At 34.3% G+C, this 22305-nt stretch carries 18 protein-coding genes and 1 pseudogene; 2 read left to right on the plus strand and 17 right to left on the minus strand.

Annotated elements, in window-relative coordinates:
- Positions 1 to 107: 107 nt before the first annotated feature.
- The 8 genes from DN394_RS28005 to DN394_RS28040 all read right to left on the minus strand — a co-directional run bounded on the left by DN394_RS28005 (position 108) and on the right by DN394_RS28040 (position 7239).
- A complete protein-coding gene (locus tag DN394_RS28005) occupies positions 108 to 857 on the minus strand; it encodes a C39 family peptidase (RefSeq protein ID WP_141498620.1) in 750 nt (249 codons plus the stop codon).
- Between the two features lie 13 nt (positions 858 to 870).
- The gene (locus DN394_RS28010) at positions 871 to 1692 is read right to left on the minus strand and encodes a hypothetical protein (protein ID WP_046953847.1); all 822 of its coding nucleotides are present in this window, start codon (positions 1690 to 1692) and stop codon (positions 871 to 873) included.
- Positions 1693 to 1897: 205 nt separating this feature from the next.
- Positions 1898 to 3148, minus strand: coding sequence for a sensor histidine kinase (locus DN394_RS28015; protein WP_097917745.1), 1251 nt, complete (start codon positions 3146 to 3148; stop codon positions 1898 to 1900).
- On the minus strand, positions 3145 to 3816 hold the full coding sequence (locus tag DN394_RS28020) for a response regulator transcription factor (RefSeq protein WP_063261630.1): 672 nt from the start codon (positions 3814 to 3816) through the stop codon (positions 3145 to 3147). The genes DN394_RS28015 and DN394_RS28020 overlap by 4 nt, the downstream gene beginning before the upstream one ends.
- Before the next feature lie 150 nt (positions 3817 to 3966).
- Positions 3967 to 4671 carry a metallophosphoesterase family protein gene (locus DN394_RS28025; RefSeq protein WP_046957371.1) on the minus strand — a complete coding sequence of 235 codons (705 nt, stop codon included), beginning with the start codon at positions 4669 to 4671 and terminating at the stop codon, positions 3967 to 3969.
- A gap of 515 nt (positions 4672 to 5186) precedes the next feature.
- Positions 5187 to 6059: an ankyrin repeat domain-containing protein gene (locus tag DN394_RS28030; RefSeq protein ID WP_098092464.1), complete on the minus strand. Its 873-nt coding sequence runs from the start codon at positions 6057 to 6059 to the stop codon at positions 5187 to 5189.
- Positions 6060 to 6349: 290 nt separating this feature from the next.
- Positions 6350 to 6853, minus strand: a complete 504-nt coding sequence (locus tag DN394_RS28035) for a nitrous oxide reductase accessory protein NosL (RefSeq protein ID WP_046956759.1) — start codon at positions 6851 to 6853, stop codon at positions 6350 to 6352.
- A gap of 131 nt (positions 6854 to 6984) precedes the next feature.
- Positions 6985 to 7239 (minus strand): hypothetical protein, encoded by a 255-nt coding sequence (locus DN394_RS28040; protein WP_000857650.1) that lies wholly within the window; start codon positions 7237 to 7239, stop codon positions 6985 to 6987.
- A gap of 253 nt (positions 7240 to 7492) precedes the next feature.
- On the opposite strand from DN394_RS28040, the gene DN394_RS28045 reads away from it, so the two are divergent.
- Positions 7493 to 8797, plus strand: a complete 1305-nt coding sequence (locus DN394_RS28045) for a CitMHS family transporter (protein WP_098092467.1) — start codon at positions 7493 to 7495, stop codon at positions 8795 to 8797.
- Positions 8798 to 8839: 42 nt separating this feature from the next.
- Here the strand turns inward: DN394_RS28045 and DN394_RS28050 are convergent, their stop codons facing one another.
- The 7 genes and pseudogenes from DN394_RS28050 to colA all read right to left on the minus strand — a co-directional run bounded on the left by DN394_RS28050 (position 8840) and on the right by colA (position 18810).
- Positions 8840 to 9532 (minus strand): response regulator, encoded by a 693-nt coding sequence (locus DN394_RS28050; RefSeq protein WP_098092471.1) that lies wholly within the window; start codon positions 9530 to 9532, stop codon positions 8840 to 8842.
- Positions 9532 to 11142 carry an ATP-binding protein gene (locus DN394_RS28055; RefSeq protein ID WP_098092474.1) on the minus strand — a complete coding sequence of 537 codons (1611 nt, stop codon included), beginning with the start codon at positions 11140 to 11142 and terminating at the stop codon, positions 9532 to 9534. The genes DN394_RS28050 and DN394_RS28055 overlap by 1 nt, the downstream gene beginning before the upstream one ends.
- A 152-nt stretch (positions 11143 to 11294) precedes the next feature.
- Positions 11295 to 12242: a methyl-accepting chemotaxis protein gene (locus tag DN394_RS29920; protein ID WP_370458318.1), complete on the minus strand. Its 948-nt coding sequence runs from the start codon at positions 12240 to 12242 to the stop codon at positions 11295 to 11297.
- Positions 12237 to 13406 (minus strand): annotated as a pseudogene (locus DN394_RS29925) (HAMP domain-containing protein); the annotation flags it as partial. The gene DN394_RS29920 and the pseudogene DN394_RS29925, both read right to left, overlap by 6 nt.
- Positions 13407 to 13518: 112 nt before the next feature.
- Entirely contained in the window at positions 13519 to 15105 is a 1587-nt protein-coding gene (locus DN394_RS28065) for a flotillin family protein (protein WP_098086094.1), read from the minus strand.
- Positions 15106 to 15117: 12 nt separating this feature from the next.
- Entirely contained in the window at positions 15118 to 15666 is a 549-nt protein-coding gene (locus DN394_RS28070; protein WP_001173145.1) for an NfeD family protein, read from the minus strand.
- Between the two features lie 246 nt (positions 15667 to 15912).
- Positions 15913 to 18810 (minus strand): collagenase ColA, encoded by a 2898-nt coding sequence (colA, locus tag DN394_RS28075; RefSeq protein ID WP_149294438.1) that lies wholly within the window; start codon positions 18808 to 18810, stop codon positions 15913 to 15915.
- A 268-nt stretch (positions 18811 to 19078) separates the two neighbouring features.
- On the opposite strand from colA, the gene opuD reads away from it, so the two are divergent.
- A complete protein-coding gene (gene opuD / locus DN394_RS28080; protein WP_149294439.1) occupies positions 19079 to 20629 on the plus strand; it encodes a glycine betaine transporter OpuD in 1551 nt (516 codons plus the stop codon).
- A 128-nt stretch (positions 20630 to 20757) separates the two neighbouring features.
- Here opuD and DN394_RS28085 read toward each other — a convergent pair whose 3' ends face one another.
- Together DN394_RS28085 and DN394_RS28090 are read right to left on the minus strand one after the other, a co-directional pair.
- On the minus strand, positions 20758 to 21621 hold the full coding sequence (locus DN394_RS28085; RefSeq protein ID WP_097917756.1) for a GNAT family N-acetyltransferase: 864 nt from the start codon (positions 21619 to 21621) through the stop codon (positions 20758 to 20760).
- 157 nt (positions 21622 to 21778) lie between these two features.
- A partial coding sequence (locus tag DN394_RS28090; RefSeq protein ID WP_149294440.1) for an LPXTG cell wall anchor domain-containing protein occupies positions 21779 to 22305 on the minus strand: 527 nt, incomplete at its 5' end.

Genomic DNA, 22305 nt, shown 5'->3' on the forward strand with positions numbered 1-22305 from the left:
ATAAGAGAACCTCAGCTTATATAATAAGCTGAGGTTCTCTTATTTCTTAACAAAAAACACCCACAAAAACTCCTCTTACAGCTCCTTACATCTATTTCCTTACTAATTCATTTAGAGCTTTTCACATAACTAATCGCCTGACTCCCCATTTGCATCCATGCCTTTTCAAATTTTCCTCTCGGCACTTTTACATCTAGGCTATCCTCGAGAGGATCCCGAATATATACGAATTCTTCATCGTATCCAATCAGTACTACACAATGTTCATTATACGTAATAGAAACATCTCCGCTATTTGTTTCCCATGTAGTAAATTCATCTTCATCTAATGGCGCAAATGTTGCATTCGTAATCATAACTACCGGTTGTCCTGATTTTACACTCTTATAAAGTTCTTCTATACTCTTTCCTGTTAAGTCCACAGCTTTATTAGGTAAATACTTTTTCTCTAATTGAAAAAGTGGTCCGTGATATACACCATATCCAGATTCAGAAAAGGTATAAATATTCCCTACAAATCCTTCATTCGGATTCCCACGTACACCATCGTTCATAAAATCAACTTTCTTTATTTCATTTGCTAATTTCATCTTATCCACTGTAATGCCTGCATATTGTAACATCATCGCTAAGCTAGTCACTTCACAGCCTCTATCTAGCTCTGGTAATTGCTGAATTAAAGGTACATTCGATAAGATGACCTTTTCATCATTATTACTAAAATCTGCTTCTTTTCCGCTTTGTATATTGAAGAATGTTAACTTCTCCACATACTTTGTAATGCCATTTGTATATACATTCCATACTGCTATAGCTAGTAAAGCCATACATATATACCACTTCCATCTCCGTATCACTCTCACGCCCTTTTTAGTTCGTTAAATAAGAATAAAACGCGTCAGCATCCGTGCGAATCACCGGTACAAAATTTAGTTCTTTTCCTTTTTCAGGCTGATTTTTTTTGATTTTTTCTGCTAATTCTTGAACGTTCATATTCGTTTTATCCATATTAAGCTCATCTGCCATTTGTAACACTTTTTGTTCATTAATTTCGCTTAATACTTGATATATATCTTTACCATACAAATCAATATGATATTTTTTTGCTTCTTCCTGCACTTTTTGTTCGTACACTTCTTGCGCTAACGTTTCTATCTCTTTTCCTTTTTGGGAAATACCTAACTTCCCTGCTTCCTCTCTTACTTTCGTTCCATAGATTTCTTCCGCAATGTCCTCTATTTCTTTTCCATTTGTCGAAATGCCTAATTTATCCGCTTCATCGTTAATTTTAATCGTATTAATTTGAATGATTAAATTTACAATCGTTGTATTCTCTATAGATATGCCTAGCTTTAACGCTTCTTGCTTCACTTTTGTTTCATAGATTTCTTCTGAAAGAGTTCCAACGTCTTTTCCTTCAATCGAAATTCCTAACTGTTCAGCTTCTCTTCCTACTTCCGTCTCATGAATTTCTTTTTCTAGCGTAATTTGTTCTTTCCCTTCCGTTTCAATACCTAGATTCTCCGCCTTTTCTTCTGTATGCACCGCATGTATCTTCCCATTATTTAATTGTTCTTTACTGCGCTGCGTGTAATTTGTCTTTCCTTTTGATGTTTCAGAAGGAGAGGCACCCCCTAATATGCTTAAGCTCATTACTCCAATAGTGAATACCGTCATCATTTTCTTTTTCAAAATTAATTCCTCCCTCTTACACTTTCTTTTCCATCATTCCCTATACATAATCGAAATAATATTATGATCGATATAATCTACTCAAATACCTTTTTATAATCGCTTCTTCATAGGGCGAACTTTTTGTATATCATACATGTTATAAATAGTTTCTTAACTTTCCCTTAAAAAAGACGACCTTGTAAAAACAAGATCGTCTTCTCACTTATATTCTTTGGTTTTTAGGGAAATTCACTTCAAAACAAGTACCCTCTCCCCATTTGCTCTCTACTAATATTTTCCCATAATGCTTTTCTACAATCCAATTTGCGATTGAAAGGCCTAATCCCGCTCCTTCTGACGCACTTCTCGCTTTATCACCTTGATAAAAACGATCAAATAATTTTGGGATGTCCTCATCTTTAACCCCTATCCCGTCATCTTTCACCCGTATACGAATTGAATTGCTCGTTTGCGTACAATCGATTTGAATATGCCCGCCCCCATTTGTATACTTCATCGCATTATCTAACAATATGACCATCATTTGATGAATTCTCTCTCTATCACCCATAAATGATATGTCATGTTCTACTTTCAATATCATCTCTTTTTCTTGATATGAAGCAATTTCCTTATATGGATCTACTATTTCTTCTAACAATTTATCCATTTCAAATGTTTTCTTATCCATCTCAATTTGATTAGAATCCGAACGTGCTAACAATAATAAATTAGTTACAAGCTTAGATAACCGTCTACACTCCTTTGAAATCGTAGAAATATCCATCGCTTTTTCTTCTATTGTCGCAGATGGTGACTGGAATAACACATCCGTTTTTGATTGAATAACCGCAAGTGGTGTCCTTAATTCATGCGATGCATCCGAAACGAACTGCTGCTGTTTTTCCCACGAATTTTGAATGGGTACGAGTGCCCTGCCGGCTAAGAAAAAGCCGATGCCTATTGCACATAAACTTCCTACACTACAACCAATAACAAGAATTAAAAATAAAGTATTTAACATTTCTTTTTCAGCTGTTATATCGCGTACGATTTGAACTATTTTTTCATCTTGTTGAAATGCAAACGTTCTAAAATATTGCCCTTGCACTTCTATATCTTGCAAAGTTCCTAATTTCTTTGGAGAAAACTTTTCCAAATTATCTTCAAAGATAAAACGGCGTTTGCCGTTTTCAATACCTATCTCCACTGTGTTTCCAATCCAAGTTAACTCCATTATCCTTGGATCCCCAATCGGAGGATATCCCCTAATTTTTTTAGGTAGTTTTTTATCATCTGAATTCTTTCTATGCTGAACGGATTTTCCTATCGATTTATCTACTTCATTATAAATACGATTATATGTGTACGAATAAATAATACTACCTAATACGCCTATCAAAATGATAAATACTAATGAATTCAATATAGTCAATCGAATGCGTGTTTTCTGAAACATGCTTCCCTTTTTCATTGTTCTTTTAATATATATCCAATACCTCGAACAGTTTGAATATCTTTCTGATAACCGAATGGCTCTAATTTTTTACGTAAATGATGTACATACACTTCTACAATTGCTACTGTCGTATCTGAATCAAATCCCCAAACACGATCAAAAATTTGTTCACGCATTAAAATCTTTCCGCTATTTTGAACAAGGTACTCTAAAAGCTCATATTGTTTTAATGTTAGCTTAATACCTTGTCCATCTACTTGAACATCTTTATCTTTTCCGAACAGTTCAATCCCTTTATAGCGAATGGTCTGCTTTGTTGTTAGACTACCACTTCTTCGTAACAACGCACGAATTCTTGCTTTTAATTCTGGAGCCTGAAACGGCTTAACGATATAGTCATCTCCACCAAAATCTAAGCCTTTCACTCGATCTTCTAGAGAGTCTCTCGCTGTCAAAAATAGGACTGGTGTTTCAATTTTTTCATCACGTATTTTTTGAATTACTTCAAAACCGTCCATTTCTGGCATCATCACATCAAGCAAAATGGCATCATATATATTTTGTAACGCTAGAAATAATCCATCTTCCCCATTCAATGCTGTATCTACTTCAAATTCATCGCGTAATATTTGGACAATAGACTCTAATAAAGAAGCATTATCTTCTACTACGAGTAAGCGCATATTCTCACCTTCCACCATATTGTTCAATCCTATTTATAATTACATTTTAACGTTTTTCTCAATATAAAATTTGAAAGATTTATTATAAAATTTCTTTCTTAAATTTTTCTTAATAAAAAATTGAAAGAAATAAGATTCCCCTTATCTCTTTCAACTTTTTACTACGTATACCTTTTTACTCGGCAATTCTAAACAATTTAACTGGCCACCATATACAGCACCGCCATCAATCCCTATAATACGATTACTCCCAAAATACACGCCGCAATTTTCACTACCATGAAGCGTTTTTGTTTCCGTATGACCAAATACAACAACCTTTTCACCACTATACCTATTATGAAATTCATTACGAATCCACATTAACGTATAGGATTCACATTCCGAAACCTGCTTCAATGGCTCAACACCGGCATGTACAAATATATACTCTTCTGTTTCAATGTAATGATCTAATTCTTGAATAAACTTTACATGTTCCTCTAAAACATGCGATTGTAAAATGGGTTTTTGGAAGGCTTCTTCATTAACCACAATATCTTCTTCTACAAAGCCATAGCTGTATAAAGTCTTATCTCCACCATTCCTTTTTACCCAATGATTCCATGAACGTTCCTCATCTGTCGTTAACGCTTTAATCATCATATCTTCATGATTGCCCTTTAGAACGAAGGCTCCCTCTTCTTTTAACTCTTTTACCTTTTCAATTACAGCACGCGCATTTGGACCACGATCTACATAATCTCCCAGTAAAATTAATTGATCCTGTCTTACATCATATTGAGCTTCTTCCAATAACCGTTCGAACTTTTCTATTTCTCCATGAATATCACTAATAACAAGAATTCTTTTCATATTATCCCCTTCTTTCTAAGCCACTCTCTTTCTAATTATAGTTCAAAACAACAGAAATTTCTGAATCCACATTCAAAATCACATTTATTACAAATAAAACGATTGTCCTTACAACAATGTAAGTCTCTTGTCATCCAATTCGATAGTTGCAAGTGCTATATTTCCTTATACTAAAAGTAGGAAATGAAACAAAAAACAAGGAGAGATGAGACATGAAAAAAGTGATGGAAGTTGTAGTAGCAGTGGCAGAGGTTTTCGTAAATGGCAAACAAGTTGCAATGGAGTTAAACAAATAATGAAAAGGACAAGATTCATTCTAGACCCTTTACTCATATAAAAGAGATAAGACTTCTTCATTTTTTTGATTCCTTATCTCCTTGTAAAAAAAACCGTATCCTTTTTCAGGATACGGTTTTCTTTACAAACAAAAATCCCATTCAAATACACATTACTGAATCCATCATACTCAATGACTTCTTCATTCTGTCTATCTAAATGGGATTATTTCATACTTGTTATTCTACCGGTTGCGGTTGTGGCTGTACTACTTCATTCGCTCCAGCTACCCTCAACATATTTGCAATATCTTTAAAACCTCTTTTTTCAGCATATTGCAGTGGCGTAATATTTTCCTTATTGGCCATATTTACATCTGCCCCGTGGTCAATAAGCATTTGAATTACTTTCTTATGGTTTTCACTACCATTTCCTAATACGATTGCTTCTACTAAAGCTGTTCCACCACGAGCATTTTTATAATTCACATCAATATCTGTATGCTCTAATAATTCTTTTACGACCTCTACATGGCCACGCTCAGATGCAGAAATAAGTGCTGTTCCACCTGACTTAGTCGTTTCTTTCGTATTAACTCCTGCATTAATTAATACTTTTACAATATCCGTATATCCTTCTCTACTTGCATAAAGAAGTGGATTGCTTTGTTTCTCATCTTTAATTTCAATATTAGCACCTGCACCAATTAATGCTTTCACTGTCTCTACATGATTTTGGTACGTTGCTGCAAGGACGGGTGTTTCTCCGTTGTCACCTTCTACGTTTATATTGGCTCCATCTTGAATCAGCTTCATAGCTGTTTCCGTGTCTCCAAGAGTCGCAGAAAGTAGCAACTGTTTGTCCATTAAATTTATACTTTTTTCTTCTTTAGGTTCTTCCTGTTCTTTATGCTTTTCTTTTTTCTTTTCGTTTTTCACATGAACCGGTTTCGATTCTGGCTCCTCTTGCTTATCGCAAGCCACTACCGTCATTAAAAGTCCTAATAACATACATAATAAAATTTTTTGTTTTCTCACAACTACAGCTCCTATGAAAGATAATGTTTTCTTAACCATTCCTCCATCACATACAATAACTCTTCTTGAGTACATTTATCCATAAGCCCTTTATATTCCTTCTTTAATCGGATTATCTTAAAACCTATACTATGTTTCTCAACCTATTGGAATGATGTGCTTGATGGCCTCATCATTAACATTATGAAGCAATTAGTTTAGCACGATTTTACCGCATTTGTATACATTTCTAAAAAGTACATAAATGATTGCTTTAGGTTACTATATTCCATTGTAACCGTTCTTCTAAAATTTTTACACCTTTTCTATATTTGTACCTGAGTAATACTAAAAAAAGACAACTTATGTAGTTGTCTTTTTTAGTATTAATGATGACCACCGTGATTTCCCTTTTTCGGGTTCCCCATCATCTCTTTATTCATTTCCCATTTATGCTCTGCTAGCTCTTTATATGAAAGAACTTTCCCTTTATAGTTAGACACAAAACTCTCTGCATCCTTTTTATTTTCAAATGAAATGACATTATAAGCCATCGGTGTCGTTATTGTTTTATCATATACGTAAGTCGCATCTTCTAACGAAATCCACTCTTTCGAATCATAATCTCGAACAAATTTTTCTTTCGTCTTTTCACCTGGATTAATCTCCATCCATTTATACATACAACCGATATCATCAAACTTTAACGCTTTTCCATTTTCTAAAATGACTTCTGTTGCAAATTGATTATCCATTACCCCAATTTGGCAAATATCACACTTATCATGTTTCTCATCAATCGCTACAGCCTCTGCTTGTTTCTTACCACATCCTACTATTGTAAAGACAAAGAATAAGCATATAGCAAGTGTCACATACTTTGTTCTCATTTTACTTCCTCCCTAACCGTATCTTCCACAAGGAGCATATCAAAAAGTTGTGTGAGATTTGTGAAAAAATAATGTGCTTTTTGTAATATAAAGACCAAAAAAGATGTGTAGCCATTTCTACACATCTCTCATCATTCACAACCTGTAATTAATAAATCGTCTTCTAACTTAACTAATAATGTATCTGTATTAATTTGCTGCCCAGCAACTACATTTACTAATCTTATATTTCCACTAATACCGACCGCAACTTTTTCAAGCTCACCGTTATTTTTTCGGATCATCATTAAATTTTCCCACTCATATACGTAAGAAGATTCATTAACAAAAATCTCTTCTACTTTTCCTTCATAAGAACTATAAATCTCTTCCATTCTTGTTTTCATATAAAATCTACTCCCTATTTCACACTTCAATATTTTCATCTTATTCTACCATTCTTATGGATAGCAGCTTACTTTTTAAAAATTCAAATTAACTACCGTGAACAAAATGACCAAAATAAAAATTATGCTTCTAATGATGTTATTTTTCAAATTATTTACCTTTCAAATAGATGCTTTTATGATAAACAAAAAAACTTTTTTCTGAATTTTTATTTTATTTTGAAAGCGTAATCATTTTTGAGGGGGAGATTACATGTTAGCACTACTTGGATTTGCGATGGTATTTGTCTTTATGTTTTTAATTATGACGAAACGTATGTCAGCACTAGTAGCATTAATATTAATTCCAATTACTTTCGCATTAATTGGAGGATTTTATGCAGACATGGGGCCTATGATGTTAGAGGGAATTCAAAAACTAGCACCTACTGGTATTATGCTTATGTTTGCTATTTTATATTTTGGAATTATGATTGATAGCGGGCTATTCGATCCTGTCATTAGTAGGATTTTGAAGTTTGTAAAAGGAGATCCTTTAAAAATTGTTGTTGGCACAGCAATTCTTACTATTATCGTTTCATTAGATGGGGATGGAACGACCACCTATATGATTACTGTTTCCGCAATGTACCCACTATATAAACGCCTTGGGATGAATCCACTTATATTAGCTGGGGTTGTTATGTTAGGTGCAGGGGTGACAAATCTCACACCGTGGGGTGGACCGACAGCTCGTGTTATGAGTGCACTTGGACTAGACGCATCAGAGCTCTTTACACCACTTATACCAGGAATGATTGCTGGTGCACTTTGGGTAGTTTTCGTTGCTTACTATCTTGGAAAAAAAGAGAGAAAGCGTTTAGGAATTATGGATGTACAATATTTAAAACAAATGCAAACAATGGATGAACAAGCTGCAACAGTAGAAGCTGCGGTTCATAAACGTCCTAAACTTCTATGGATTAACTTTTTATTAACTGCTACCTTACTTGTCTGTCTCATACTAGAAGTTATGCCGTTACCTGTTTTATTTACAATCGCTTTCGCTATTGCTGTTATGATTAACTATCCAAACTTAGAGCAACAGAAAGAGCGTATTGCTTCTCACGCAGGAAATGTATTAGCAGTTGTTTCTCTCGTATTTGCCGCTGGGATTTTCACTGGAATTTTATCAGGAACAAAAATGGTAGATGCAATGGCTAAAAGTGTAGTAACTCTTATACCAGACGCTCTTGGCCCACAACTACCAATTATTACAGCTCTTCTTAGTATGCCATTCACATTTTTCATGTCCAATGATGCATTTTACTTCGGAGTATTACCTATTTTGACAAAAGCTGCTGCTACTTATGGAATTAGTGCAGCTGAAATGGGACGCGCTTCCTTACTGGGACAACCTGTTCACTTATTAAGCCCCCTTGTTGCATCCACTTATTTATTAGTTGGGATGGCAAAAGTTGATTTTGGTGAACATCAACGTTTTACTTTATTGTGGGCAGTTGGAACGACAATGGTAATGTTGATTACTGGCATTATAATTGGGATTATTCCAATATAAAATAAAAAACAGTAGCGGACATATATCCTCTACTGTTTTTTATTATGAAGAAACAAGAAAATATCTTCTTTCTGGTCTCCCTACACTCCCATATATAAGCTCCGCATGAACTTTCTTTCCTGATATTAAATACTCTAAATACCGCCTCGCTGTTGACCTGCTTACGCCTACCATTGTACTTAACACTTCTGCCGTAATTCCTTCTTCATTCACTGTTAACATATGCTTTTTTATTTTTGCTAAAGTTAAGGGGTCTATCCCTTTCGGGGCATATTCTATTTCATTTCCCTTTACGCCTCTTTGAGACCATAAATGTTCAATTTGTTCTATAGATAGCTGATTATTTTTCTTTAACTGTACAAGCTTTTTTTGGTAATTTTCCAAACTTGCTTTAAATCGATCAAACATAAGTGGCTTTACGATATAATCTGTTACTCCGCCCCGCAGGGCGTGCCTCACTACATCTGTTTCCGATGCAGCTGTAATCATAATGATATCTGTATCATGCAAATTATGCCTAATATATGTGACAAGTTCCGTTCCTTGCATATCAGGTAAGTACACGTCTAATAAAACGAGCTGTGGCTTCACAAGCTCTAGCCATTCTTTCGCTTGTTCTCCAGTCGTTGCTGTTCCAATTACTTTAAATCCCTCAATCTTTTCAGTAAAACGACGATGAATGTCCGCAATTCGAATATCATCTTCTACAATCAATACTTCAATCTCCTCATCCATTACAATTCGCCTCTCTCTTTTGGTAATGCAATAATAAATAACGCACCACCTAAATCCCCTTTTTCGATTGCAATACTTCCATTTAAATCTTCTACTAACTCTTTCACTTTTGCTAATCCATATCCTCGTTTCCCGCCTTCTTTCGTAGAGAAGCCTTTATAAAATATGCTAGTAATGACTTCATCATGAATCCCTTGTCCTGAATCTTCCAATTCAATTACTATCTCTTCTCCAATATCAGTTACAAACATCCTTACCTTCTTATCATTCTCTTCATTTCTTTCAATTGCTTCAAATGCATTCGTAATTAAATTTCCTAAAATAGAAACGACGTAATTACTCTCAATATGCGGGCTTAATTTATCTAAGCTACTTTCTCGATCTAGCATAAAATCAATCTTTAACTCTCGCGCTCTATTATAGAATCCAATTAAAATTCCACCTAACCATGGATTTTGAATTCGCTTCATAATAAATTGAACAAAATCTTGATATACCGCTGTTTCCTTATGAATAAGCTCTAAAGCATCTTCATATGATTCTAACTGGATAAGACCTGAAAGCGTATACAACAAATTGTTATATTCATGCGTTTGCGCTCGTAATGCCTCTGTATATTGCTTCGTCTGAGATAACTCTGCTGTTAACTGATCCAGTTCAGATTTCAAGCGTAAGCTCGATACAACGCCAGTTACTTTATTCTTTACTTTAATAGGTAGACGGTTCGCAATCACAGCCTGCCCTCTTATATTTAATTGACGATCAAACTGTTCTTCACCAGTTTGAAATACATCTAGTATCGTTGAATTAGGAATTATATTTAAAATAAATTCTCCAATAATATTTCGTTGTTTATCTAGCGAAAGAATATCATAAGCCGCTTGATTGACTAAACTAATCATGCCATTTTGATCAATAACAATTATCCCTTCACGTACAGATTGAATCACTGTACTATGCTCTTCATATAAAGATGAAATTTCTTCTGGCTCCATCCCAAACATCATTCTTTTTATACTTCCCGCTAAATATATAGAACCAATTATCCCAATTAAAAGACCTATTATTGTAATCCAAAATACACGCTTTCCATACACTTCTACCGCTCCATGAATATCATCCATTGAAAATCCAACAGACACCACGCCTATAATTTCATTTTCCTGATTACGGATTGGAACTTTGCCACGTAATGAAGGACCTAATGATCCAGTTGCTCTCGAAACATACGATTTCCCTTCTAATAGAACTCCTTTGTTATCTCCACCAATCATCGCTTCTCCTATTTTATCTCGCTCAGGATGTGCATATCGAATCCCCTCTTTGTTTCCAACTACAATAAAATCAGCATCTGTATCAATTCGAATTTTTTCTGCAATTGGTTGAATGATAGAAGCTGGGTTTTCTTTTTGAAAAGCTTCCTTTATTTCAGGTATAGCAGCAACTGTTTTAGCAACATGCAAAGCCCGTTTCCCAATTTGCTCTTCTACCGTTTCAGACAATATGTAATAAAATAAATAACTTGTTAACAGAAGTACGACTAAAATAAGTGTACTAATTGTTAATGTAATTCTTGGTTGTAGTTTTAACTTTTTAAATTTCAAAACCATTCCCCTAACATAATTAAAGATAGAATTTAATGAATTTACAGTCTTTTGCGATTACAACTAATCATAACACGGTTACTCTATATTTCTTTATTTTTATCTTCACAAAAAAAGAAACGAAGTACAATTACTACCTCGTTTCTTAACATTTTTTATTACACTTTAAATTTCCCAATCATCTCTTGTAATTCTTCTGCCATTTGCGATAAATGAACTGCTGCTGCATTGATTTCATCTACCGAAGCTAATTGTTCTTCTGAAGAACCAGCAATATTTTGAACGCTTGCTGCATTTTCTTCAATTGTAGCTGCAATTTCATTAATAGATGCACTAACTTGTTTTGCATCTACTGTCATTTGTTCCGCTACTTCTACCATACTATCAATTTGTACAACTGTATCATCTGTAGACTTCAATATTTCAGCGAAGCTTTGCTTCGTTTCATTTGCAACTACAAGTCCTGATTGTACTTCTGTTCCAACTTGCTTCATAGAGCTTACTGTTTCTTTTATGTCAAATTGTATCTCTTTTACTAGTTTTCCAATTTCCGTAGAAGACTGTCCTGATTGTTCTGCTAACTTTCGCACTTCATCTGCTACAATTGCAAATCCTCTTCCTTGTTCTCCAGCTCTCGCAGCCTCAATTGCAGCATTTAATGCTAATAAATTTGTCTGCTCTGCAATATGTTGAATTACCTCAAGGATTGCTCCAATTTGTTTCGACTTATCATCTAACAAAACAATAACTTTATCTGATTGTGAAACAGACTCATGGATTAATTGCATTTGATTCACAGTTTGTTCAACTAACTTTCCACCATCTTCAGCCTTTTTCTTCGTGTACATAGATGCTGTGGATACTAATGAAGAGCTGTCTGCAACACGTTGAATTCCTTCTGTAACTTCTTCTAATAATGTTGCGCCTTCTTCGACTTCTTTCGTTTGTATTTCCGCTCCACTCGACACTTGCTCTATCGCTTGTGTAATTTGTTCCGTCGCTTCACTCGTCTGCTTCATACTAGCTGTTAATTCTTCTGAAGATGCTGCTACATGACCTGCTGAAGTATTTATATTGGAAATGACATTCTGTAATGATGCTGCCATCTCGTTAAAGCTTTCTCCTAACTGTCCAATTTCATCTTTAGAATGAACTGCAATAGATTCTGTTAAATCGCCTTCACTAATCTTTTTCGATGATATAACAAGTTGTTTTAACGGATTAATAATAGAAGCAATTATGAAGTAAATTAAAATCCCGCCAATTATTAATGAAATACCAATAACAGTTATCGTTTTATAGAAAATAGGTTCAGCAGCTTCAATAATTTCTTTTGCAGGCATAATTCCTGCTATTTTCCATCCAGTTATCTTATTTGTTTTAAAAGTGATATGACGATCTTCACCATCTAATGTAAAATTAAAATCACCTGTTTCTTGTTTGTACAACTCTTTTTCAAGTTTCTCTTCTACCTTATCACCTGGCTTCATCGTTGGATGTGCTACCACATTTTTATCTTGATCAAAAATTGCTACATATCCACTTTTACCGATATTAACCATCTTTGAAGTGTTTACGATATCATTAATAATTAAATCAATACCAAGAACACCACTCTTATCCTCATTTTGTTTTGCTATTGTAATAACAATATTTCCTGTCGTTTTTGATTTATATGGGGCTGTAATAATTACTTCTCCACTTTTTTTCACTGCCTCTTTATACCAATCTCTTTCTGTAGGATTATATCCTTCTGGCATTTGAATAGACGGTGATTGAATAAACTGCCCATTGCTGGATCCAGTATAGATGGCTTCCAGTTCTGGATGTAACTTATTATATTCTTCTAGTTTATTTTGGATATTTTGTATTTGATCCGTTTGGTAACTTGATTGTGTAAATAGTTTCGTAAAATAAACTGCATCTACTTTTTTACTATCCAATTCTTTATTAATTACATTATCCAAAATTTTTATATTGTCTTTCGCCGATTGTGAAATCGTTTCATTAAAGTTTGTCTTCGCTTGTTGATAAGACGTCCAACCAATTACAATACTTGGAAGAATTAAAATCATAACAAATGATACAAGTAACTTTGCTTTTAAACTACTACTCCTTAATTTCCCTTGAAACATATTTCTACCCCTCCATACCGTTTTAAATGTAATTGTTTTACATTTAATTTCTTTATATAAATCATACGATTCAAATGTATCAATGCGACTCTCTATCTCTTTCTCTATTGAAGAGTTGATACATACCTTTTTCATTCTATATAAATTAAATAATTAAAACAATATATAAAAATGTATATTATTCGAAATATTAAAATTCACAGAAGAACCTCTAGTATCTCACTTACTAGAGGTTCCTCCCGCTTTACTATTCTTTATCTTTATCTTTATCTTTTTCTACTTCTTTTTTCGCATCTTCTACTACAGATACAACAGGTTTATCGTTTGATAATTGTTGTACTGCTCCTTTTCCAGCAAATCCTTCTAATAACTCTTTTAAATCAATGCCAGAAGAAGCTTTTAATGTTTCTTGCATCGTTGCCATTAAATCAGTCGCATAACCTGCAACTTTTCCGGCACCGCTATTTTTACCACCGCCACCTGTATCGACAACTGTAATTTTATCAATGTTGCTAAGTGGGCTTGCAACTTCCTTCGCATAACTTGGAAGCATGTTAAGAACCATATCCATAATCGCCGCTTGGCCATATAACTCAAATGCCTCTGCAATTTTTTGTTTCGCTTCCGCTTCTGCTAAACCTTTTAATCTGATAACATCTGCTTCCGCTGTACCTTGTGCTTTTTGTACTTCTGCTTTTGCTTGACCTTGCGCTTTTTCGATTTCCGCCTTCGCTAAACCTTCTACACGAACTTCTTCTGCACGTGCTCTTGCTTCCGCTTCAATTTTATATTGATCTGCATCTGCTTTTTTCATTTGTTTTACTTTTTCCGCTTCTGCTGATTGTTCAACAGCATAGCGATCTGCATCTGCCTTTTTCTTTACTTCTGCATCATATTGCTTTTCACGACGCGCAATCTCTTTTTCTTCTAATTCAATTTGCTTTTCACGCTCAATAATTTTAACGCGCATTTGCTCTTCTGTAACACCTTGTTGCGCTTTTGCTTGTTGTAATTCATAGGAAAGATCTGCATCTGCGCGAGCTTGTTCTTGGTCTCTCTTATAAGATTGTACTTTTAACTCTTTATGTTTTTCAGCTTCAGCGATTTGTGCATCACGTTGATACTCAGCTTCTTTCGCTTCTTTCTCAGCACGAGCTTTTTCAATTCGCGCCTCTTTTTCACGCTCTGCATTTGCAACTGTCGCATCACGCTTAACCATCGCAATTTGTGGCTGACCAAGTGCATCTAAGTAACCGTTCTTATCCATGATTTCTTTAATTGTAAAGGAAACGATGCGAAGTCCCATCTTCTTTAAATCTGTAGAAGCTACTTCATGTACCTTTTGAGCAAATTGCTCTCTATTACTATAGGCATCTTCTACTGTCATAGAAGATAAAATAGCACGTAGATGCCCTTCTAAAACTTCTTTTGCTTCTATTTTCAACTCTTCTGTTTCTTTTCCTAAATATTGTTCAGCTGCTGTAGAAACTTCTTCAATGGTAGACCCTACTTTAATAATAGAAACACCATTTACTGTAATCGGTACACCTTGTTTCGTATACGTATCACGTGTTCCCACTTCTAATTTGTAGTTTAATAGACTTAAAGGCTCTGCTCTTTGCATAATCGGAACTACGAAAGTACCGCCACCACGAATAATCTTAATCTTCTTTCCATCATCAGTGGTAACTACATTTTTCCCACCACCAAGCCAGTTTCCAGTAACAATTAATGCTTCATCTGGTCCAACTGTTCGATACTTTGTAATGAATACTAAAATGAGTAGAATTAAAATTGCGAGTAATACTCCACCGATAATTAATGGAATCGTCATGTAAATTCCCCCTTATAATTTTGGTTTCTTTAAAGAATAAGCGATGTTCTGTACAAGCAGAACACCATCTTGGACTCCCTCGATAATAACTTCAGTTCCTTGTGAAATATCTTTCTTTCCAACTGTTTTAGCTAGGATTGCATTGTTTCCAAATTGGGAGGAAATTAATACTTCACCAAACCCTTCTGTAGGAATAGTCGTAATGACCTCTCCCTTACAACCAATAAATTCATCCATACGCTGCACAGTGTTTTGTTCTGCTTCTGCAATCGGCTTTAAAATTAATATTTTCATTATGAAAACACCAATAAAGGATATAGCAAATGCAGACCCGAAAATAAGAATGCTATTAAAGGAAAATAAATATTCTCCTATATAACTAAGTCCACATAACATGGCGAAAAAACTAAGTAATAAAGTAACAACGGATACAGATCCGCCTCCAAAACTAAATATGGATTCAAATATATCTCCAAAAAAGATATAAATAACAGTGAGTATAGTAGCAATAATAAATCCGTATAAATAAATTGTTTCAAGTGGATAACCAAACAAAGCCATTTCTTATCCCCCTCTCTTAAACAATCCCTTTTTTGTTATGTGTATGCCCCACCTCTTTCAAAGATTATAGTTCTTAATTTTCAGTTATTTACCCTTTAAAGAAAAGCCTGTAAGACAGGCCCCTAAAAAAGAACAGGAGAAACCTATTGTGACAGGCTCCTCCTAGTAAATAACCGATATATTATATATCTATATAATATACTATTTTCCACAAAAAGTAAAGTTAAACATACATTGGAAAAGCACTTATTTTACTGATAATTCGTACGTTCCATCGCCATTATCATATTTATATACATACAAATAATACTTACCTGGTTTTGCATTAAATTTTGCCTCTATATGATTTCCATTAGCTTGACCGTAAGCGGCATAATTTTGCATATCTGATTCATGGTGAAGCACCCATGTCATCCCGATTCCATACTCATTTAAAACGGAAATATCGATATTTTTCTTTGATGCTACATTAAATGTATAAACATCGGTGTGATCTCCGCCGATAAGGCTACCTTTTATAGTAGTGTTTAGCCCGATACGATTTGCTTCCTCTGGACGATTATTTGGTTCTAATTCTGTTAAACTTCCATCTTTAATCGTAACAGTGGTTTCGTTTCTGCTCTCTTTACCTTTATCATCTTTTACTCTTAACGCTACTTTATAAATTCCTTCTCTTTCATATGCATGTATTGGATTAACTTCTGCACTTGTGCTGCCATCTCCAAATTCCCATAAATAAGAAACAATTTTTCCATCTTCATCATTTGAGCCATCACTTTTAAATTGAATTCCTTCATTTACAAGCCCATTATAAGGTCCATTTATATTAACCGTTGGAGCTTTATTTTCTCCATCATCTTTTGCGATACCGTGGAAGACTACATCATATTCAAATTCATTTGAACTATTCACACGATAATTGACGAAGTATGCTGTAACAGTTTTGTAGCCACTCCATTCTTTTTGCGCCAGTTGTTCTAGTGCTTCATTTACTCGTTTACTCATTTCGTTCCAGTCTTCGGATTCACCTTTTGTTACACTACCTGTAAATGTGCCTTCTAATGTAAATGTATTAAAGAATTGGGAGCTATGTTTTGTCATTTTTGCCTCTTTCATTGGCAACGTATCACTAATTTCTTTCTCTACTGCTGTTAACGATTTTGGTGCATGTTCAGCTAAATAATCATCTGCTACTTCCGGTACATTATATTTATCTTGATTATCAATTAGCTGTTGCATATACTCTTGATACTCTTTATTTAGTTTAGAATCTTTACTTAAATTCTCACGATAGGCATCATAATTTTTCACGTCATTTGCACGAATTAAATCTTGAATTTTATCAAATGTTTCAAATTGATGTGTATATAAATAAGATTGCAATGCGAACGAGTAATTATAGAAATCCCAAGAACCATATTTAGCAAATAATGTGCGCTCTGCTGTATAACGGCTTGCAGGATCAGATGATAATCCACTAATGATGCTCTTTCTCGGTACTACATTATTTGTACGAGTAGATCCTGCGAAAAATTCTGCATTTCCTTCTTGGAACCAAGTTAATCTCTCATTTTGATACATATCTCCTCTTCCAAATAAACCTGGCACTTCAAATCTACCTTGAAGATAATGAGTAAACTCATGACGGAATAACTCTTCTAAACTATAAATACTTTGTTCTGGCGTACGCTCATATGTAAAGAATGTACCTGTTTCTTCTATATAAATGCCACCGTTGTTTGTTTCATATCCATACAGTTGTCTGTTTAACTGATATTCGTCTGGAGTATTATAGATTACTATCGTTAATACGTCGTCTGCATTACCTGGCTCTAACGCTTTGTCATTCCCAATTACACGATGATACTGTGCTTTTACTTCCTTTGCAGCCCAGTATAGTCTCTTAATTTTTTCTTCTGATACTTTATCTCCTGTTTTAAATACGATAGATCCATCGTCGAATGTATACGTTTTTGGTAAGTACTGTTCTTTTCCTTCTTTACGTATCGTCTCTAAATCTACCGTATTACCGCTATAATCTTTTCCGTTATAATTTGTTGTAATTTGTTCTACTGCAACAAAATACGGCTCACTTAAACGCGGATACATATGCATTGCTTGTGTAACAACCTCTAAACCTTTATTTGGATTACTATGAAACTTCCCTAAACGACTAGCAAAATAAATTCCATTATTAACGAGCCACTTATTTTCTGGTGTTACTTCATTTAAAAGAGCAATACGATTTATTTCATTAATAAATCCATCTATTTTCCCGTACCACATTGTATCTTTTGCTTCTTTACGAGTTTCAAATAAATAAGATTGCATATCATAATCAATACCTTGCATCATATCGTATACAGCTTGTCCTTTCATACGATCGTCTACATACGTATGAAGATTATCATTGTATTGTTTTAAAATATTCGATGCGTATTGAACCGTTTCCACATCACTTGAAGCATTACTAATTAATTTACCGTATGCAGATACGACTGCATCTTGCTCATATGTACCAAGCTTAAAGTTTGGATTGGTTGCAATTGCTTTTAAAGCAGGTAAACATTTATCCTGGAAGCTTCTCTCATTTAAATCGCTTAATTCATTATTGTAAAATGCGAGATAAAAAGCTGAACGTAACACTTCTGTAAACGTTTGAATTCCTTTTGAATCATCTTTCGTAAACGTACTACCTCGGTGAGCTAATTCATCTATAACTGCTTGCATTTTCCCTTTGTCTTTATAAAAAGCCTTTGCATCTTCATTGAACTGGAATAAGTCTGTAATTTGATTCCATTTAATACTTCCTAGCGTTTCAACCAATTCTTGATTATTCATTTTGTTTAAATCAGCCATTGAATAGCTTTCTTTAATTTGCTTTACTTCTGAGCTCTTCATAATAGATGCTGGTCGCTGTGAAAAGTCTCCTACTTTTAAACGTTCTTGAAACGATAATGTTTCCTCTGCTTTAGAAACATGTCCAATCTCATCTACTGGTTTTTCAATCCCAACTGGTTTCGAATGCAATACATTGTATGGCACCTTTTCTTCTGCTGATACATTCGTTTGAATTGCTCCTAACGATAGCGCCATTGTACTAATACTAAGCATCACTTTATTAATCTTTGATTTCTTGTTCATATCATTGCCCCCTATTTATATATTCCCTTGAAGAATTTAACATAAAATCTGGATACAACAATATAAAATGCAATATTTCATATTATTTCTTCCTATATTTTGTACATATCGTGAACAGGCTTACCTTTATCTAACCTCCAATAATTATGAATCCATAGCGATTAAACTTTCCTTTTACACAAGATAAAAATCGAATTTTTTGACAATTAATCTTTTAATTGTTATAGTTAATATAATTGTTAACTTTATTAAACAAAGGTGGGATTCTATGATAAAAAAAGAAAACAGTGTATTTTATATCTCCATCTTGCTAACAACATTATTCATCATATGGGGAATTACCCCGGCAAGTTGGATACAAGGCTATGATTTACAAAGTGTTACATCTTCCTTAAACTCATTTATCCTCAATAAATTTGGATGGTTTTACTCTCTACTTATGACCGCAATGATTATTTTAGCCACTTATTTAGCATTTTCTAAGTACGGTTCTATTCGTCTTGGTAAAGATGGAGAAAAACCACAGTATAGTTATCCATCTTGGCTATCCATGTTGTTTGGAGCAGGAATGGGAATTGGCCTCCTCTTTTATGGAATCACTGAACCGATTTCACATTTTACAGATCCATTAACAGGAAAAGCAGGTACAGAGGAAAGCGCCAAACTCGCTATGCAATATTCATTTTTCCACTGGGGACTCTTTCCTTGGTCACTATACGCGATGGTTGCTTTAACAATTGCATATTTCACATTCCGCAAACAAAAAGGTAGCACAATTGGAGCTACAGTTACTCCATTATTTAATCGATCGAAAAATTCTCCTATCGGAAAAACAGTCGATATTTTGGCCGTTTTAGCCACAGTATTCGGTATTGTGCCATCTGTTGGGATTGGTGCTCAACAAATCGCTGGAGGATTAAGCTATTTATTCCCTTCTATTCATAACACTGTACTTACACAGCTCGTACTTATCGCCATCTTCGCTGTTTTATATTTAACAAGTGCACAAACTGGCTTAGATCGTGGGATTAAATATTTGAGTAACTTAAATTTCTCTCTTGCAGGTATTTTACTCGTCTCCTTTTTACTTTTAGGACCAACTGTATTTATTATGAAATATTTCACATCTACACTCGGTTCTTATATCGGAGCTTTACCTAGTATGGGATTAAATTTAGGAGCATTTAATGAAAAATCTTCTTCTTGGATTGAAAACTGGACTATCTTCTATTGGGGATGGTGGATCTCTTGGTCTCCATTCGTCGGTACATTCATCGCTCGTATTTCTAAAGGGCGCACAATAAAAGAATTTATTATTGGAGTTGTATTAGTCCCAACTCTTATCTGTACATTTTGGTTTGCAGTATTTGGCGGTACCGCTATCCATATGGAAATGTTCCAATCGCTTGGGATAGCTGATGAAATCGCAAAAAATGGTACAGAGATTGGATTATTTGCTGTTATTTCACACCTACCGTTCTCTACATTTTTAACAATTATCGGGTCAATTTTAGTAGCCACATTTTTCGTTACTTCTGCTGACTCGGCAACATTTGTTGTTTCAATGCAAACGAGTAACGGAAGCTTATCACCGAAAAATAGTTTAAAACTTATATGGGGATTAACAATCGCCATAATTGCTGCTATTTTATTACAAGCTGGAGGATTAAATGCACTGCAAATAGCAGCTATAATTGCTGCGCTACCATTTTCTATCGTAGTCGTTCTTATGGTCATTTCGCTCTTTAAGGAGCTTCGAAAAGAAGATGTTAATTTACAAGCAAAAGAAGTTCCGCAAAAAATAAAGAAGGTTATGTAACGATTAGCACCTCTCCTAAAGAAGAATTTGGTCCTCCGATTAGTCCTGAATCCATTATTACTGAGGGCTGCAAAATAAATTAAATAAAACCCATTCGTATGAAATATAATTTTCATACGAATGGGTTTTTACTCTATTATATAGTGTTGTAAACATGACTTCTCCTCAAAACCTACTTTCTTGTACAACTTCATCGCACCATCATTATTCGTATTCAAACATAGTTCTATCTCTCTCATCCCTTGAAAGGAGAAGATATACTGAATTGCCCCTTGTAATAAGCGCTCTCCAACACCTTTTCTTCTACTATTTTCAGTCGTTGCAATAAATTCGATATTCGCTTCTTGAAACTCCGGATTTACTTCAACATATACATAACCTTCTAACTTATCATTCTTCATACTTACAAATAATTTATTCGTATCACTTAAACGTTCGATAATTTCATTTCCTTCATAATATGTATCAGAAAAAACATTATTGTGCAAAGAGATAAACTGCTCAAACACTTGTGGTAAAGCTTCTTCTATATTACATATAACATGTTGTCCCGCAATATTATTTAAAATGAGAATACTATGTTGATCTTGTTCTTTAGCATGTAAACCCTTCATTAAGCGGGCACAATTATTATTTTCCACATGATAAAAACCATAAAATTTTTCAATGCGAAAAGGCACCTTTTCTATAAGTTCCTTCCACATATGTAAAGCAACTTCTTCCCAATTCTCTGCAATAATAAACGGCCCCCATATTTCTGCACATTTTTTCAATTCATCCACATCAAATCCTAATACACCTATTATCTTATTATTTTCATAAGTAACAACAAAAGATTGTTCCCATCCTATATCAGAAAAATCATGGATAATTGTCTGTAACAACTCCTCTTTCTCGTCTCCACAATAACCAACATGATGAGTAGCATCGTTGTTCATACTTGCAATAAATGATGCTACTTCTTCAATTTTCAAAATAGAACTGACATGCATAACCTCTCCTCCTTCTCTAATATATTTACACCTTTTACATTTATATCCTTCTAAAAAAAAGACATCATCATAAGCATATTTCAAAATGAAATCGCCATGATAATGTCTTCTCAAAAACTCATATAATCATTTCACATTATAATAAGATAAAACGTTTTTATTTCTTAAATAATCTCTTTCTAAATACAAACATACTCAGTGCTGAAAGAACTAATGCTACACCCGAAAGTAACGTTGATGTATTCGCTTGTCCACCTGTTGCTCCTAGCGATTTCTTACTTTCTTCTTCTTTATTAACAACTGGTTTATTTTCTTTCATACTTTGATTCTCTACTACTTTTTCTTTCACAACTTGATTATTCACGTTTTGTTCTTGAACTGGTGCCGATTGATTGATTTCTTCTTTCGATTTTTCGATTTCTTGTGCTACTACTTCTTCTTTCGATCCTTCAACTCCTGTTGTTGGTTCTTTTACTTCTTCTTTCGGGCCTTCAACTTCTTTTGCCGGCTCTTTTACTTCCTCTTTCGATCCTTCAACTTCTTTTGCCGGCTCTTTTACTTCTTCTTTCAATTCTTCAACTTCTTTTGTTGGCTCTTTTACTTCTTCTTTCGATTCTTCAACTTCTTTTGTTGGCTCTTTTACTTCTTCTTTCGATTCTTCAATTTCTTTTGTTGGTTCTTTTA

Source organism: Bacillus sp. BB081 (genome assembly GCF_008368895.1).
Classification (GTDB): Bacteria; Bacillota; Bacilli; order Bacillales; family Bacillaceae_G; genus Bacillus_A; species Bacillus_A wiedmannii.